17 protein-coding genes are annotated in these 15,365 nt (G+C 71.1%); 7 read left to right on the top strand and 10 right to left on the bottom strand.

The genetic code is table 11. The features are described 5' to 3' along the window. Positions 1-40 precede the first annotated feature (40 nt). The 3 genes from BMZ18_RS02880 (at position 41) to sigJ (ending at position 3,885) form a co-directional block, all read left to right on the top strand. A complete protein-coding gene (locus tag BMZ18_RS02880; RefSeq protein WP_068363712.1) occupies positions 41-2,155 on the top strand; it encodes an MMPL family transporter in 2,115 nt (704 codons plus the stop codon). Between the two features lie 75 nt (positions 2,156-2,230). Next, the gene (locus BMZ18_RS02875; protein ID WP_068363709.1) at positions 2,231-2,974 is read left to right on the top strand and encodes an SDR family oxidoreductase; all 744 of its coding nucleotides are present in this window, start codon (positions 2,231-2,233) and stop codon (positions 2,972-2,974) included. Continuing rightward, the gene (gene sigJ / locus BMZ18_RS02870) at positions 2,971-3,885 is read left to right on the top strand and encodes an RNA polymerase sigma factor SigJ (protein WP_068363707.1); all 915 of its coding nucleotides are present in this window, start codon (positions 2,971-2,973) and stop codon (positions 3,883-3,885) included. Before BMZ18_RS02875 ends, sigJ begins: the two co-directional genes overlap by 4 nt. Here the strand turns inward: sigJ and BMZ18_RS02865 are convergent, their stop codons facing one another. The 6 genes from BMZ18_RS02865 to imuA' form a co-directional block, all read right to left on the bottom strand. Then, positions 3,886-4,179, bottom strand: coding sequence for a putative quinol monooxygenase (locus BMZ18_RS02865; protein WP_068363704.1), 294 nt, complete (start codon positions 4,177-4,179; stop codon positions 3,886-3,888). A gap of 28 nt (positions 4,180-4,207) precedes the next feature. Next, the gene (locus tag BMZ18_RS02860; RefSeq protein ID WP_068363701.1) at positions 4,208-4,774 is read right to left on the bottom strand and encodes a hypothetical protein; all 567 of its coding nucleotides are present in this window, start codon (positions 4,772-4,774) and stop codon (positions 4,208-4,210) included. A 61-nt stretch (positions 4,775-4,835) separates the two neighbouring features. Further along, positions 4,836-5,612, bottom strand: coding sequence for an alpha/beta fold hydrolase (locus tag BMZ18_RS02855; protein WP_068363698.1), 777 nt, complete (start codon positions 5,610-5,612; stop codon positions 4,836-4,838). Between the two features lie 33 nt (positions 5,613-5,645). Next, positions 5,646-6,926, bottom strand: coding sequence for a DNA polymerase IV (gene dinB, locus BMZ18_RS02850; protein WP_082895052.1), 1,281 nt, complete (start codon positions 6,924-6,926; stop codon positions 5,646-5,648). Then, positions 6,923-8,506 carry a DNA polymerase Y family protein gene (locus BMZ18_RS02845; RefSeq protein WP_068105937.1) on the bottom strand — a complete coding sequence of 528 codons (1,584 nt, stop codon included), beginning with the start codon at positions 8,504-8,506 and terminating at the stop codon, positions 6,923-6,925. Before BMZ18_RS02845 ends, dinB begins: the two co-directional genes overlap by 4 nt. Then, a complete protein-coding gene (gene imuA' / locus BMZ18_RS02840) occupies positions 8,503-9,339 on the bottom strand; it encodes a DnaE2-dependent mutagenesis accessory factor ImuA' (RefSeq protein WP_139203803.1) in 837 nt (278 codons plus the stop codon). The genes BMZ18_RS02845 and imuA' overlap by 4 nt, the downstream gene beginning before the upstream one ends. Positions 9,340-9,635: 296 nt before the next feature. Between imuA' and BMZ18_RS20145 the strand changes: the two genes are divergently transcribed. Continuing rightward, positions 9,636-9,770, top strand: a complete 135-nt coding sequence (locus BMZ18_RS20145; RefSeq protein ID WP_280141906.1) for a hypothetical protein — start codon at positions 9,636-9,638, stop codon at positions 9,768-9,770. 73 nt (positions 9,771-9,843) lie between these two features. Further along, positions 9,844-10,431 carry a hypothetical protein gene (locus BMZ18_RS02835; protein ID WP_068363696.1) on the top strand — a complete coding sequence of 196 codons (588 nt, stop codon included), beginning with the start codon at positions 9,844-9,846 and terminating at the stop codon, positions 10,429-10,431. 194 nt (positions 10,432-10,625) lie between these two features. On the opposite strand, the gene BMZ18_RS02830 is transcribed toward BMZ18_RS02835, so the two are convergent. After that, a complete protein-coding gene (locus tag BMZ18_RS02830; protein ID WP_068363693.1) occupies positions 10,626-10,970 on the bottom strand; it encodes a hypothetical protein in 345 nt (114 codons plus the stop codon). 389 nt (positions 10,971-11,359) lie between these two features. Between BMZ18_RS02830 and BMZ18_RS02825 the strand changes: the two genes are divergently transcribed. Continuing rightward, a complete protein-coding gene (locus BMZ18_RS02825; RefSeq protein WP_068363690.1) occupies positions 11,360-11,584 on the top strand; it encodes a hypothetical protein in 225 nt (74 codons plus the stop codon). A 495-nt stretch (positions 11,585-12,079) separates the two neighbouring features. Here the strand turns inward: BMZ18_RS02825 and BMZ18_RS20000 are convergent, their stop codons facing one another. Next, positions 12,080-12,508: a hypothetical protein gene (locus BMZ18_RS20000; RefSeq protein ID WP_244516393.1), complete on the bottom strand. Its 429-nt coding sequence runs from the start codon at positions 12,506-12,508 to the stop codon at positions 12,080-12,082. Between BMZ18_RS20000 and BMZ18_RS20285 the strand changes: the two genes are divergently transcribed. Then, the gene (locus BMZ18_RS20285; protein ID WP_371828479.1) at positions 12,489-12,728 is read left to right on the top strand and encodes a DUF732 domain-containing protein; all 240 of its coding nucleotides are present in this window, start codon (positions 12,489-12,491) and stop codon (positions 12,726-12,728) included. The two genes, BMZ18_RS20000 and BMZ18_RS20285, sit on opposite strands and share 20 nt — an antisense overlap. A gap of 98 nt (positions 12,729-12,826) precedes the next feature. Here BMZ18_RS20285 and BMZ18_RS02815 read toward each other — a convergent pair whose 3' ends face one another. Both BMZ18_RS02815 and BMZ18_RS02810 read right to left on the bottom strand, forming a co-directional pair. After that, complete coding sequence (locus BMZ18_RS02815) at positions 12,827-13,171, bottom strand: hypothetical protein (protein ID WP_068363684.1); 345 nt, start codon at positions 13,169-13,171, stop codon at positions 12,827-12,829. A 134-nt stretch (positions 13,172-13,305) separates the two neighbouring features. Further along, on the bottom strand, positions 13,306-15,198 hold the full coding sequence (locus BMZ18_RS02810) for a type IV secretory system conjugative DNA transfer family protein (protein WP_068363681.1): 1,893 nt from the start codon (positions 15,196-15,198) through the stop codon (positions 13,306-13,308). Positions 15,199-15,365 lie beyond the last annotated feature (167 nt).

The raw sequence follows: 15,365 nt of genomic DNA, 5'->3' as shown, positions 1-15,365 counted from the left end.
GGGGGTCAGTCGACGTACCACCTCGAGAGGGAGAACTGCTGTGACACGTTGGGCATCGTTCGTCGTGTCCCGGCCGTGGTGGGTCCTGATCGCCGCCGTCCTGATCGTGCTGACCGGCGCCACCTGGGGCCTCGGGGTGTTCGGCAAACTCAGCCAGGGTGGTTACGAGGATCCGGGCAGCGAAGCGGTCGCGGTGGCGCGCCAGATCCAGGGCCTGGGAACGGCAGCCCCGGACATCATCGCGATCTACACCGCCCCCGATGGCCGCACGCTCGACGACATCGGTCCCGAGGTCACCGGGGTTCTCGACGCGTTCGAGGCGGAGGTGCAGCCGGAGAACGTCACGTCCTACTGGACCGCGCCCGCGGCGCAGAAGGAATTCCTCGAATCGACCGACGGCACCAAGGGCCTCGCCACCGTCTCGCTGGGTGGCAGCACGGGGGTGACGCTCGCATCGTTCGCCGACCTGCTGCCGAAGCTCGAGGCGCAGGGCATCGAGACGCAGTTCGCCGGGGCGTCCGTCGCCGGCATCTCCTTCAACACCCAACTGCAGCAGGACCTGGTCCGTGCCGAGATCATCGCCATCCCGGTCACCCTGATCCTGCTGGTCTTCATCTTCGGCGGCGTGGTGGCCGCCGCGGTGCCGGTCGCCGTGGGCGCCCTCGCGGTGGCCGGCGCGCTGACCGTGCTGCGGGTGTTCACCGAGTTCACCGACATCTCGTCGTTCGCCATCAACGTCGCGTCGCTGCTGGGACTCGGCCTCGCCATCGACTACGGGCTGTTCGTCGTCAGCCGGTTCCGGGAGGAGCTACGCAAGGGCAGCGACGGTCACGAGGCCGCGAGGCGCACGGTCCTCACCGCCGGACGCACCATCGCGTTCTCGGGCCTGCTGCTCATTTGTGCGTTCGCCGGAATGCTGGTGTTCCCGCAAGCGATCATCCGGTCGCTCGGCTACGGCGCCATGGCCGCCGTCGGCTGCGCCGCAATCCTGTCCCTCACCGCGGTGCCCGCCGTCCTCGCCATCCTCGGACCACGCATCAACGCCATCACGTGGTCCCGTACCGCGTCCGATCGTGGCGAGGAACGCGCGCACCGGTTGTGGGGCGGCATCGTCACCCGCGTCATGCGCCGACCGGTGATCGTCGCCGCCGTCATCACCGGCGGCCTGCTGATCGTGGCGAGTCCGCTTCTGAAGACGACGCTCGGCGAGGTCTCCTACACCGCGCTCCCGCCGAACGATCCGGCGCGCGTCGCCTACGAGACGCTCACCGAGGACTTCCGCAGCACCGGCGACAGCGCCACCCTGGTGTTGACCGGCGACACCGCGCGCCCCGACGGGCCCGCGATCAACTCGGTGATCACCGCCACCCGCGGCCTCGAGGGCATCGAGAACGTCCAGTTCGGCACGGCGAGCGGCAACTTCGTGGTCATCGACGCGACCTTCTCGTCCGGCGTCGATTCCACCGAACAGCAGGAGGTGGTCAAGGAGATCCGGGCCATCCCGCAGCCGGCCGGCACCACGCTCACGGTGGGCGGCGCGGCCGCGCTGGTGCTCGACGGCAACACCGCGATCCTGAACTGGCTGCCGGTGATGCTCGCCATCATGGTGGGCTCGACGCTGGTACTGCTCTTCCTCGCGTTCGGCTCGGTGGTGCTGCCGGTGAAGGCGGTGGCCATGGCGGCCCTGAGCATGGCCGCGACGTTCGGCGCGCTGACGTTCATCTTCCAGGAAGGCAACGGCGCGTCCCTGCTCGGCGTGACCCCGGCCCCACTCGAGGCGACGTTCGTGGTGCTCATCCTCGCCGTCGTCTTCGGACTGTCCACCGACTACGAGGTGTTCCTCATGTCGCGCATGGTCGAGGCCCGTACGTCCGGCGCCACCACGGAGGAGGCCGTGCTGGTCGGAGCGCAGCGCACCGGACGCATCGTCACGGCCGCGGCCCTGATCCTCATCCTCGTCACCGGCGCCTTCGCGATCTCCGGTCTGTCGATCATGCGGTTCGTCGGGGTGGGCATGATCATCGCGCTGATCATCGACGCGACGATCATCCGCATGTTGCTCGTGCCGTCCCTGGTCAAGCTCATGGGCGAGGCCAACTGGTGGGCCCCGGCGTGGATGAAGCGGGTGCACGCGAAGGTCGGGATCGGGCACTAGATTTCTTCTCGATGTCACGAACCGACGCCGCATCTCGTCTCTGATATGTCGGCACATCGGAGAGGAACGACCATCGTGAGAATCGCAGTGGCAGGTGGAACGGGAACGACGGGACGACGGGTCGTGGACCACGTCCGGGACGCGGGACACGAGGCCGTGGTGCTGTCCCGGTCCGCCGGGATCGATCTGAGAGCCCCCTCGGGAGCGCTCGACGACGCCCTCACCGGCGTCGCGGCGGTGATCGACGCGAGCAACGTCACCACCCTGTCCCGGCCGGCGTCGGAACGGTTCTTCGGTGCCGTCACGCGCACGCTGCTGGACGCGGAATCCCGACTCGGGGTGGGGCATCACGTGGCGTTGTCCATCGTCGGATCGGACCGCGTCGACACCGGGTACTACGCCGGAAAACGGCTGCAGGAGAAGCTGATCCGCGAGTCCGACGTGCCGTGGACCGTCGTCCGCGCGACGCAGTTCCACGAGTTCACCGACCAGACCCTGGCCATGACGCGGGGCCCGATCGCCGTGGTCCCGGTGATGCGGAGTCAGCCGATCGCCGTCGACGAGGTCGCGGCGTTCCTCGTCGAGGTGGCCGCGGCCGGGCCGCGGCGGGCCGTCGTCGAGATCGCCGGTCCCGCACCGGAATCGCAGGTGGATCTGGCCCGGCGGGTGCTGCGCGCCCGAGGATCGCACCGCTTGGTCCTGCCCGTGCGCCTGCCCGGGTCCGCCGGTCGCGGCATGGCCTCGGGCGCCCTGCTGCCGACCGGCGACGTCCGCCGCGGCGAGCAGGATTTCGCATCCTGGCTCGCCGAGACCGCGTGACCGGATCCGCGTCCACCGACCTGGCCGAGGCGTTCCTGCGCGCCCGGCCGCGGTTGGTGCGCGTCGCCTACGCCGTCCCGGGCACCCTGGCCGACGCGGAGGACGTCGTGTCGGACTGTTGGTTCCGACTCGACGCGGCACATCGCGACCGGCCGATCGAGGACGTCGACGCGTGGACGACGGTGGTCGTCGCCCGCGCCGCTCTGGACGCACTGCGGTCCGCCCGGGTGCGTCGGGAGTCCTACGTCGGACCGTGGTTGCCGGAGCCGCACGTGGGCGACCCGATCCGCGCGTACGCCGTCGACGAGCCGGCGGACCGCGTCACGCTGGACGACACGGTGTCCTACGCCCTGCTGGTCGCCCTGGAGGCCTTGACCCCGGCCGAGCGCACGGCCTGGGTTCTGCACGATCTGTTCGCCGTCCCGTTCGACGAGGTCGCCATGACGCTCGGGCGGACGCCGGCGGCGGTTCGGCAGCTCGCGTCGCGGGCGCGCCGGCACGTCGCGGCGCGCGCACCGCGGATCGACGTCGATCCCCGCGACCATCGCCGCGCCGTCGACGCGTTCGTGCACGCCGCCGGCACCGGTGATCTGGCGTCGCTGATCGCGGTGCTCGACCCCGACGTCCAGCTGGTCAGCGACGGCGGCGGCCTGGTCTCCGCGGCGCGTCGTCCGGTGGTCGGGGCGGACCACGTCGCCCGGTTCCTGCTCGGGATCGCCGCGAAGATCGGCCGGGGTCTCCGCGTCGACCCGCGTCGCATCAACGGCTCGACCGGACTGGTCGTCGTCGACGACGAGACGGTGCTCGGCGTCATGACGATCGTCGCGGACACGACCGGCCGGGTGGTGCGCATCGACCTGATCCGGACCCCCGAGAAACTGCGATCCGTGCGGGCGAACCCGGCGGAGTGATCAGATGTCGAGGTGCTCGAGCACGGTGAGCGTCGGCGCGGCGACCAGCACGGTTCCGAGTTCGCTCCGCCCCTCGGGCGACGCACGGAAGGCACGGTAGGCGGCGTCGTGCTCGCGGCTCTCCCACGTCTCGACGACCACGACGTGCGCGGGATCGTCGACGTCCGCGGTCACCTTGACGTCCAGGCAGCCGTCGAATCCGCGGGTGGCGACGAGCGTCTCGGCGAGGACGCGGTGCGCCTCGGGAAGGCGATCGGGATCGAGGCGGACTTCGAGCAGAGCGGTGACGGCCATCGACGACTCCTCGGTGAGTGCTGGGGTATCAGGGCGTGCGCGACCATCCTGGCACTCGGTCCCGAACGGCCCCGAACCACAGGGGCAGGAAGCCGCGCGAGAGGTAGAGCAGTGGGCCGATGGTGCCCGTCCACTTCACCGCTGCCAACACGCTCGACGTCGTGGCGGTGGCGTCGGTGATCCGCCGGGTGTCCTCGTGCATCCAGAGATTCACCACGTTCTCCGCGATGTCGGCCGTGGCGGCGACCGCGGGTGCGGCGAGGAGCACCGAGCGGGTGGTCGGGGAGACGGGCAGCAGTTCGGACAGGCGCACGGCGGCGAGCCGCAGCGCCTTCGCGTACAGCACCGGGTGATGAAAGTTGGCGATGTAGCCCTTCTTCAGGTCGCGCGCCGCTCGCGGGCTCAGGTTCTCGATCACCGAGCGGTAGCGCGCACCCGACGGGCACACCTGCAGTTGCACGTACGCGGAGCCACCCGCCCCGGTGACGGTGATGAGGCTGTACTCGGAGACCCAGTACATGGCCGCCCGTCCGGCCAGTCGGGCATCGGTAGCGGTAGGGGTGAACGGCTCGGTCGACCGAGCAGGCAGCGACATGGCGCCGACCGTATCGGCGCGCCCGCCGAGGAACGCCCGGTCGATGCGGAATCTGGACGGGTCACAGCCCGGCGAGGAACGGCTCCACCGCAGTCCTGAACTCCTCGAACCGATCTCGGTGCACACTGTGCCCGCTGTCGACCACGACCACCCGGCTGCGCGCGAGTCCGGCGACCGCGGCCGCGAGCCGATCCCGGTCGACCATGCCGGTGGGCCCGCCCACCACGAGGAGGACGTCCGCGGTCACGGAGGCCAACGCCGACCACCACGCCGGATCGGGCGTTCGGAACTGCGTGAGCGCGGGCGTCGTCATCGACCGATCGAACGCCAGCACCGCGCGCGGGTGGCGCACGATCGACGACAGCGCGTGCAACAGCTCCCGCGGCGACGGCGCGGCGCCCATGACCGGCGGCGGGTCGCCGGGACGCAGCGGCAGCGGAGCTTCCTCGACCACCAGCTTGCGCACCGCGTCGCCCCGGCGCTGCGCGACGAGCGTGGCCGCGTGTCCACCGAGCGAGTGCCCGACCAGGTCCACGCGTGTCAGGCGCAGCCGGTCCAGCAGGTCCTCGAGATCGTCCGCGAAGGCGGCGAAGGAGTAGTCCGCGGCGCGGCCACTACGGCCGTGACCGCGGAGGTCGGGAACGATCACGCGCCGACCCCGGCGGATCAGACTCTGCGCGAACCGGTTCCACGTGGCGCCGTCCCCGCCCATGCCGTGGACGAGGACCACCGGCGAGTCCCGAGCGTCCTCGCCGCCGGAATCGCGGTAGTACACGTGCGGACGGGTCGGACCGCTGCCGGTCGGGACGTTCTCGCGCGGGGCGTCGTCGGTACTCACCGAGCGCCACTGTACCCGGGGCCGGCGGTCGTCTCAGTCCCCGAGCAGGGGCACCGACGGCAGCTCGCTGCGTCCGAGGAGCACGCCGCGGGTGACGGCGGCGGAGCCGAACCGCCGGTGCACGCCGTCGAGCGCGGCGTCGAGTGCCGCCCGGTCGACGTGCTCGTGGCTGTGCTCCTGCTCGTCGGGAGGCGTGTCGTAGGGCAGTTCCAACTGCAGGGCCGAGCCGTCCTCGAGGTTGGAGACGGCCACGCCGACCAGGGTGAGCCCCTGCATGGTGATGGTGGACATCGCCGCCTCGAGCAAGGACCGCGCGGCCGTGAGCACGATGTGCGTGTCGGCGGTGGCGCGACCGAGGGTGGTCGACCGGGTGGCGCGGCTGAAGTCGTCGAAACGCAGCCGGAGGGTCACCGTCCGTCCCGCGCGGTGCCCCTTACGCATCCGGTAGGTCACCCGGTCCACCAACGCGGTGAGCGCGGCGTCGATCTCCGCGGGGTCCTTGTGCCGCCGCCCCAGCGCGTGCTGCGCGCCCACCGACCGTCGACTCCGGCCGGTGGTGACCCGGCGACTGTCGACCCCGTTGGACAACGCGTGGAGGTGGCGACCGGCGGCGGACCCGAGTACCGCGGCCAGCGCGCCCTCCCGCTCGGCGGCGAGCTCACCGATGGTGCGAATCCCCTGCGCGTGCAACTTGCGGGCGGTGACCTTGCCGACGCCCCACATGCGTTCCACGGGCAGCGGATGCAGGAACTCCAGTTCGCGGCCCGGATCGACCACCAGCAACCCGTCCGGCTTGGCGACGGCACTGGCGATCTTGGCCAGGAACTTCGTCCGCGCCACACCGACGGTGATCGGCAACCCGACGTCCTCGGCAACGGTGCGTCGTAGATCGGCCGCGATGTCGACCGGCGAGCCGGACAGTCGCGCCAGCCCCGTCACGTCGAGGAACGCCTCGTCGATGGAGATGCCCTCCACCAGCGGGGTGACGTTCTCGAACACCTCGAAGACGTCCTTGCTGGCCTGCGAATAGGCGTGCATCCGCGGGGGCACGACGGCGGCCTGCGGGCAGAGGGCGCGGGCCTGCCGACCCCCCATCGCGGTCTTGACTCCGTACGCCTTGGCCTCGTAGCTCGCCGCGAGCACCACGCCGCCGCCGACGATCACCGGCCGACCCCGCAGCGACGGATCGTCCCGCTGCTCCACCGAGGCGTAGAACGAGTCCAGATCCGCGTGCAGGACCGTCGCCTCGTGCAGCCGGTCGCGTGCCCGGGCGGCGCCGGTGACGCTGCGCCGATCGGACGAGTGTTCGTTCATTCGTAGATGCCCTCCACGAACCATCGTCCTCCGTCGTGCAGGACCAGCACCGCGCGCGCGTCCTCGAGCATCATCTGTGCCCGCGCCACCTGCCGCGCCGTGGACGCCGCACCCGGGTCCCACCACCGCTCGTCAACGCACCACGGGCCGGCCCACCCGTGCAGCGACCACGAACTCGACCCCCACGTCAGCACCGCCGGGTCCCGATCGAACATCCCCCGCTCGGTCACCCCGACCGGCTCCCCCGCCGCGCCCACCAGGGTGATCTCCGGACGCGTGGTGGTGAGGGCGGTGGGTGACGGCGACGGCAGCCGACCCGGCCAGGGTGCGGCCGGATCGGCGTCGGGAACCGGCTCGTCGCCCCACGGCACCACCGTCACCCGCTCGGCCGGACCACGGCCGCCGCTGAGCACGCCCACCTGCACCGCCTCCCCACCGAGCAGGCCCTGCACCCGCACCAACGCGCGTCGTGCGCGCTCGTCCTCGTCACCGACCCCACCCCACAGTCCGAGTTGCAGCGCGCCGGCGCTGACCACCTCGACCGGTTCGAGCCGCAGCACCACCACTCCGGCGGTGGGCTTGCTGCCGCTGCGCCCGGTGAGCCACCCGTCGAGTTGCCACCGCACCCGATCCGCGGTGCCCTCCGGGGTGAGCGGCTCGGCGCACCGCCAGGTGCGGGAGAGATGCTCGCCGTTCGCGGTACGGGCCTGCACCAGCAGCCGAGTGCAGGCGACCGCGGCCGCCGACAGCGCGACGTGCAACTTCTCCGCCAGCGCGCGGCCGGCGAACGCGGCGGCGTCCACCCGGTCCAACGGCGGGTCGCAGTGGTACTCGACGTCGAGATCCGGCGGCACCACCCGCGCCGACGGCGGACGTTCCGGTTCCCCCCGCGCGCTGCGATGCGCCGCCACGGCATCGGTCCCGAACCGCGACGCCACGTCGACCGGCGAGAGCGCCGCGAAGTCCCCGATCGAGCGCAACCCGAGCCGCACCAGCAGGTCCACCAGATCCACCCGGTCCGGCGCCGCGAGCGACGGCTCCGCCGACAACTCCGCCACCGGCAGCGGCGCGAGAAATCCGGCGCCGTCGCCGGCGGGCACGATCATGCCGTGCCGCGCGGCGATCACCGCCGTGGAGACCTCGTCGGCGATGCCCACCTGGCACTCCACTCCGACGGCGGCGACCGCGTCGACGAGGCGTTCGGCCGCGCTCTCCTCCGACCCGAAGTACCGCGCCGCTCCCCGCGCCGAGAGCAGCAGCAGACCCGGACGCAGCACCTCGATTCCCGGAATCAGCTCGTCCACCGCGGCGGCCACCGGCTCGAACGATCGCGCGTCACGGTCCGGATCCGCCCGTGCCACATGCAGTTCCGGGCATCGTGCCTGCGATTCGCGGCGCGTCCCGCCGCGCCGGACCCCGGCCGTCCGGGCCGTGGCGGAGCAGGCGACCACCCGATTGGCCGAGACGACGGCCACCGGCGCGGACGCGGGGACGTTCGCCGCGGCCGCCGCCGCGACCGCCGGCCAGTCGGGACACCACACGGCGAGCACCCGGGCGCGTCGTTTCTGCGGGCCGGTCACGACGACAGCGCCGTCATCGTCGGACCGCTCTCCCGAGCGGTCGACCACTCGACGCCCTCCCCCGCCGACGCGACGACGAGACGACCCGTGCGCGGCCGAATCGCCCGACCCTGCACCTCGACGCCCAACCGCACCGCCCGCACCCGCCCACGACCGCGGCGATCCCCGGACCCCGGGCCGTCGTACCCGTCGACGCGCGCGGACAGGGTGAGTTCCGCCCCGTCCCACCGACCGTCGGTGACGACGAGCGTGGCGCCCTTGGCGCGAGCCCGCGCCACCACCGCGCGCGCCCGTGACGGCGGCACGGCGGACCCGCCCAGGCCGAGCACCACCAGATCGATGCCGTCCAGCAACACGGCCGCCACCTCCACCGGATCCGACCCGGGATTCGGCACCAACGCCAGCCGGTGGAGCTGAGCACCCATCTCCGCTGCCGCGAGCAGACCGAGCCGCGGCATTCCGATCACCGCCGCGTGCCGCCCGGACGCCGTGACCGACGCCAGGATGCCGGTGAGCAGCGAGCCCGCCCCGGACACCGCGACCACCGAGCCGCGGGCCAGCCCGCCCTCCGGCAGCAGCGCCGACAACGCGCTCGGGACCGGAAGGACGGGCCGGGTGGGGCGCTGCGCCGCGGTGGGCACGGGCTCGAGAACCGGGGCGGTGGCCGTGGACGTGACAGGGGCCGTGGACGTGACAGGGGCCGTGGACGTGACAGGGGCGGCGGGGGATGCAGCAGCGGGGCCGGCCGCACCGCTGATGCGGCGCCGCAGCACGGCGATCCGCTCGCTGCGCGACAGACCGTCGAGACCGTCCAGATCGACGGAAACAGGCATACTCACTCCCCGGATCGAGACTCGGGGGAAGACCGAGAATTCGAACATGTTTTCGAACTATCTCCAGTAAAGCCGTCCGCCGTTCGAACGTCAAGGTGGCCCGTCGACGGGTTGTAGGAGCGGTGTGCGGTGGCCACGATCTCCGCCGCCGTCCTCGGTTGGGCGTCGACGGAAAACGACTTCGAGGAACTCGACATCGCCGAACAACCGCACGGGGTGGCGTGGGAGGACGCCGGACCCGGCCGGGCCCGCACCGAGTGGGGTCACTACCGGCACGACGGCGCGACGTCGGTGGTATGGGAGATGGCCGCACCACCGCGTCGGTGTTCGCCGACACCGTCCTCAAACCGCTGCTCGCCCCGCACGACGACCTGCCCCGCAAACGCCTCACCCTGGTCTACCGGCCGTATTCGGCCGGGCATGCGGCGTAAAAGGTCGAGAAGCAGCACCGAGACGCCCTGCACGCCATCAACTCCCGCGGCGCCAAGATCAGCTGCCCGCGGAGTGTTCGAGTCGATCCTCGCCCGCGACGGCGAAAAACGCGCCGCCACCGAGCACCTACGCGACGAGTTGGCCCGCGCGTCGGACCAGCACCGGTTCCGCGACTACTACGACACCGCCGTGGTCAAGCTCGGCGACGCCCACGCCCGGCACCTACTGTCCGCGACGCTGCCGAACGCCATCCACACCGCCACGACCGGGCAGCGGGAGTGGGACGCCGCCGTCGCCGGTGTCCGCGACGTCCTCGCGCGCGGCGCCAACCGCAACGTGGTGATCGACCTGCTCGGTGACCCCGACCTGCACACCGCCCGCAACGTCCCCGTCGCGATCCTCGCCCGCCTCAAAACCGTCGAGCTGCCCAAGAAGGGGTCGACACTGCCGGTGCTGCCGCCCGAGCACCCCGGCGCCGACACCGAACTACGCGCGTTCGCCGAGAACACCGTCGCCGCGATCATCGACCCCCACGGCGCCGACACCCAGTGGACCACCGACCTCGACTACACCCACCCGCAGGACCAGGCGTATCGGAACGCGGTGCGCGCCTCGTCGACGCCGACGCGCTCGACGCGGTGCGCCGGACGGTGCTGGTGACCGTCGCCGCCGATTTCACCGACCGTGACTGGACGGACCTCTCCCGCCGGGTCGCCGACCTCGCCGCCGGCCTCGACCGCGCCGACGTCGGCGGCGGTGACCCCGTTCTCGAGTACGCCGCCCGCAGTGCGGCGACCGCGTTGCTAGACCGCGGCCGCGTCGCCGACCCCGAGCTCGCGGAGTACACCGACGAGCTACGCGACTACCTCGACCTCCCTGCGGTTCGAGACCGCGACGCGGCCTCCCGTGTTACCGACGTGGCGCCTGTCCGACGCGACGTCGCCGCCGACCGCCGGATCGACCCCCGGGTCGTCGTCGACGTGACGGCCGACCCCGTGCGCATGCTCACCCGCGACGAACTCGACGCCGCCGCATCCGCAGCAGCACGGCACCGCGCCACCCTCGACCAGCAAGCCCGACTCGCCCGCACCGGGAAAGCCGCCGCCATCACCGGCCGGTCCGTCGCCGCGATCCGCGACGAACACCAGCGTCTCGCCGCCCCGGCCGCCGCCGTCGCTGAACTCCCCGCGCCCGAGCACGCAAAGAGCAACTCAACGCCAAGTTCACCGACACCGTCCGCGCCCTGGACGCCGCGACCGGCGACCTCGCCTCCGCAGGCCGGTTCGCCGACGCGGCGAAAGCGGACGCCCGTGGACGGATCGCCGCGCACACCGCCGAGCGGGACCGACTCATCGCCGCCCGTTTCGAGGCCGAGGAACAGCTTCGGCGCGCCGCCGCCGCACCGCCGCGCGCTCAGCGGGATGCCATCGTCGCCGCGGCGCAGCGCTCGGCACAGACGATCGATGACCGCATCGAGGCGGCCGCTTGCCGAGACGCCGCGACCGTACGGCGGGCGGACCGCGCGTTCGAGCTCGTCTGTACCGAACGCGGCGTCGTCGCCAATCGCACCCGCGGGATCAGTGCCGAAGTGCAGCGCCGCTCCAACCTCGACGAGCCCACCGCCCAGGCCGAGCAGCGGGTCCGGGAGGCTGCGGCGCCGGAACGGGGCGCAGAGGTGCGGGACGGGGACGGGGACCGGGACCGCGACGTCGCCCACATCGCGGCGCAGGCCGAGCAGCTCCAACGTCAGCAGCAACGGCAGGCGGTGCAGCACGCGCAGCGAGAGCGAGGTGGCAACGAACTCGAATTATGAGCGGCGCTGCGCGCACACGGGCGTTCGAACAGCTATCCGGATTGCTGTAACGCCCCTTTGTGCGGATGCGAAACCAGGGTATTGGGGTGCCATTGGGCGACCACTGTCGGCCAGTCGAGTAAGGACCCCCGCATGGCAGGCGTTAGCGGCGACAGTGAGCAGTGGTACTCGACGGTCGACGGTGGCTTGATCGTCTCCGCCGACGTGATCACCCTCATCTTCGAGGCATTCGATTCCCCGCTGAAGGGCACCCTCTCGGTGCGCTTCTCGGCATTGCGATCGGTGGTGCTGTATCCGAATGGGGCCGACAGTGGATCGATCGAATTCGAGCTAGCCGTGACAGACATCGGGTCGGGGAAAGTCTCGGAACGAACGTTGACTGTGCGAGTCTCGGCCGAGGACGGACTCGCTGAAGCTCGGATCTATGTACCCGAGCTGCACCAAAGAGCCGCTGGTCTGAACGCGGTGCCGAGCCCCGATCTGGATTCGGCCCTTCTAGAGAGTGGAACGGCGCCCGACCCCCACCTCGATGAGGTCGAAGTCCAGGCGCAACGCCGTACCGGGCATCACCAGTTCGGCGGGGGCAGCCCCACGATCGGCGACGCACGCGCCAACGACGACCCAGACGCGTCCGCCATCGACACCGACGCGTCCCCGCCGGAGGTGGATTCTGGTTGCGGCCGGAACGGCCGCAACCGGTCTCATCGCTCTCATGGTCCCGTTCATCCGGACAACGGGAGACAAAGAGGTGACGGCCGAACCAGTCACAACAACCACGTTTTCGACCTCGCCAGCCTCCTCGTTGACCTCGTCAGCTCCAACGTCCCCGCCCACGGCACCTGTTCGAACAGTTTCGCCCTCGTCGACGCGCAGTACGACAGCCGCCGCACCGTCGACCGACGCACTGTTCGTCTCGACGCTCACCAGCCTTGGCGTCGACTACTCGTCTCCAGCGCAGGCGGTATCAACTGCAAAGACGACGTGCCGAACAATCGCCAACTCGCCCGACCCAGCCAACGCCATCCTGGCCGCATCCGAGATCGCACAACGAACCGGCGGATACACACGGACCGAGGCCAACGACTTCGTCGGTCTCGCCGTCCTCGTCTATTGCTTCGAGTACAACGACTACGTCCGTTTTTGACCCGCGTTCACCCCCGATTTCGGTCAGAACGCCGTCAGCGCATCTCACGAACCCGGCTCTTCTATGTCAGACCGGGCTTGTGGGCTGGTGTCGATGATCTAGTCGGGTGCCGGATCGCGGCCAAGAACGTCGTCGTAGACGACGCCGACGAGACCCTCGACGTCCTCGACGACCGTCGCCGTGACGTACGCGCAGCCGTCGACAGTGGTGTGGGAGCACTCGTCCCACCGGGCGAGGTCACCGAGGCGGGCGAGCGTCGGGTGGCACCACATCACGTGCCACGCCGCCAGGTCCGATCCCGGCTCGGGCTGGTCGTACGCAGCGTCGTAGGCGACCATCAGTGCCGTCAACTCCTCGACGGCGATACTGTGGAGGAACCAGCACGGCGGGATCGCCAGATCCGGCGGGAACGGGTACCGGCGGCGGAACCACTCCACACCCACACCGACACCCGGGCCTACAGCGCGTTTGCTGCGTCTGCGTCGAGGTCAGCCCACCGATAGGACACCGCTGGGTTGTCCTCGACGCCCGGCCCGTCGTCAGGGGTCGTCGTACTCGCTCACAGGTGCATCGCCTCCTAGTGTGCTCCGGCCGCGTGCAGGTCGGTGGTCGGCGCTTCGATCGCCGCGGCGGTGTCGGGAGTGAGGACGCGGCCGGCTGCGACGCTGCGCAGCGCCCACCGCTCGGATTCGGCGACCGTCTCGGCGATCTCGGGATCTTCGTAGTACCCGAGCATCGAGATCATCACCGCTTTGCAGTTGCGTCGGATCACCACCGCGGTCTTGTCGGGAAGCTCCCGGATTGCGCTCTCGGTCATGATCGGCCGCACCACCAGCGACCCCTGCCGCTGCGCACCGACGGGCTGACCACGGCGAGCGTCGGGGGCGCCCAGCACCAGCTCTTCCCGCTGCCCGATCAGCGTCGAGATCTCCCGCAGCGCGGCGGTGTCGAGCAGCCCGGGCAACACCACCCGGCTGTTCGCCGACCCGACGAACAGCGCGGCACCCTCTCGACCCCAGCGCTTCTCGGTCTGCGACCGGTTGTGGGTGAAGCACCACAACGAGATCCCGCGGCCACCGGAATCGCTCATCTTCTCCGGCAGCTCCGGGATCGGGGCGACGTTGTTGACCTCGTCGAGAATCATCTTCAGCGGCGGGTCCAGCCGCCGGGCGGGCAAGGTCTGCGAGTAGTCGGAGGCAACCTTGAACACTTCCGCGGCCAGCAGCGCCACGAACGGGGCGACGGACTCGTTGTCGCCCTCGGAGAGCAGATACAGCGTGCCGGTGTTGGTAGCCACGAACTCCGCGACGTCGAACGACTCCTCGGCCGGGCAGTCCACCGCCGCAAGCAAGGCGGGGGAGGCCAGTGGCTCCATGATCGACGAGAGCACCTGGACGATGGTGTCGGTGGTCTTGTCGGCGCGGGAATCGAGAATGCCACTCAGCGCTTCCGCCCAATCGGGCCGGTGCTCACCGAGGATCCGCAGCGCTTCCTCCGGGGCCTTCGACGAGCACCACCGCGCCACCGCCGTCAACCCGAGATCGGCGATCGCGGCGGCGTGCAGGTAGCACCGCAGCATCGTCTTGGCGCGACCCTCGAAGAAATCCGCCCCGGTCGTTCCCTCCATCGGGCGGGCCGACACCAACGCCGCCGCCCGCCGAATCGCCACATCGGGGTCCTGGCATCCGGCGACGGCGGAGAACTTGATGCGGTTCGGCCAGCGGGAGATGTTCTCCGGGTCGAACACCGACACCGTTCCCCGCTTCGACCGTGGCAGCCACGTCAGGTAGACGATCTCGGCTTTGGTGCTCGACAGCACCAACGCCCCCGGCGCCGGCAGGGCGTTCGGGACCGCCACCAGGGACGTCTTGCCCATCTGGGCGGCGCCCTCGAACAGCACCGAGTCCTCGTGCGAGCACCACACCCCGACACCGGAAGTGCGCTCGTCGCCCAGGTGCGCCCCGAACACCGTGGTCGGTACCGACCGATCGTCTCCGCCGCGCCCCTTGCGGGGGCTCACGGTGTCGCCGCCGGTCGCGGCGCGGGCGTAGCGGGCGCGATTGTCCGCACCGCGGCGCCGCACGCGGTCCTCGGTCATGCCCGCCGCGATCAGGTCACGCCGATTCGCCAACCCCTCGGGTGAGCGGCAATCACGCGCCGCGCCGCGGCGGCGGGCGACCGCAGCACCGGCCAACGCCGTACCGATAACCAGGAGCGCACCGAGGATCGCCGCGATCGCGGTGGCCTCGGTCGGCCAGATCAGATCACCGCCGATCAGGCCCGACACCGTCTCGAAGGGGTTGTAGCCGACGGCTTGGTCGGTCCCGGCCAACATCGAGCCCCACACCGCGGACACCGTCACCACACCCACCACCACGGCGATGAGCAGCACCACCAACAGAACGGCGATCAGCTCGCGGTCGCGGCTGTAGAGGTCACGGACGACGACACCGTCCCTGCGGCGGGTCACAGCACGACCGCGGTCGGACGGACGGGAGCCAAGTGATGGTGCGTGGCGGTGGAGACGAGAGTGAACACGAGGGTCCCTCGGGAGCGTCGATCCAGCGCACAGGCCACCTGGCCTCGGGCGGACGTACCGCGCCGACACCGGCGCACGCGCTGGTGGGGGACGCTCGA

Source organism: Rhodococcoides kroppenstedtii (assembly GCF_900111805.1).
GTDB classification, from domain to species: Bacteria; Actinomycetota; Actinomycetes; order Mycobacteriales; family Mycobacteriaceae; genus Rhodococcoides; species Rhodococcoides kroppenstedtii.
The sequence above is the reverse complement of the archived record's forward strand: the minus strand, read 5'-3'. Positions and strand labels throughout refer to the sequence as shown.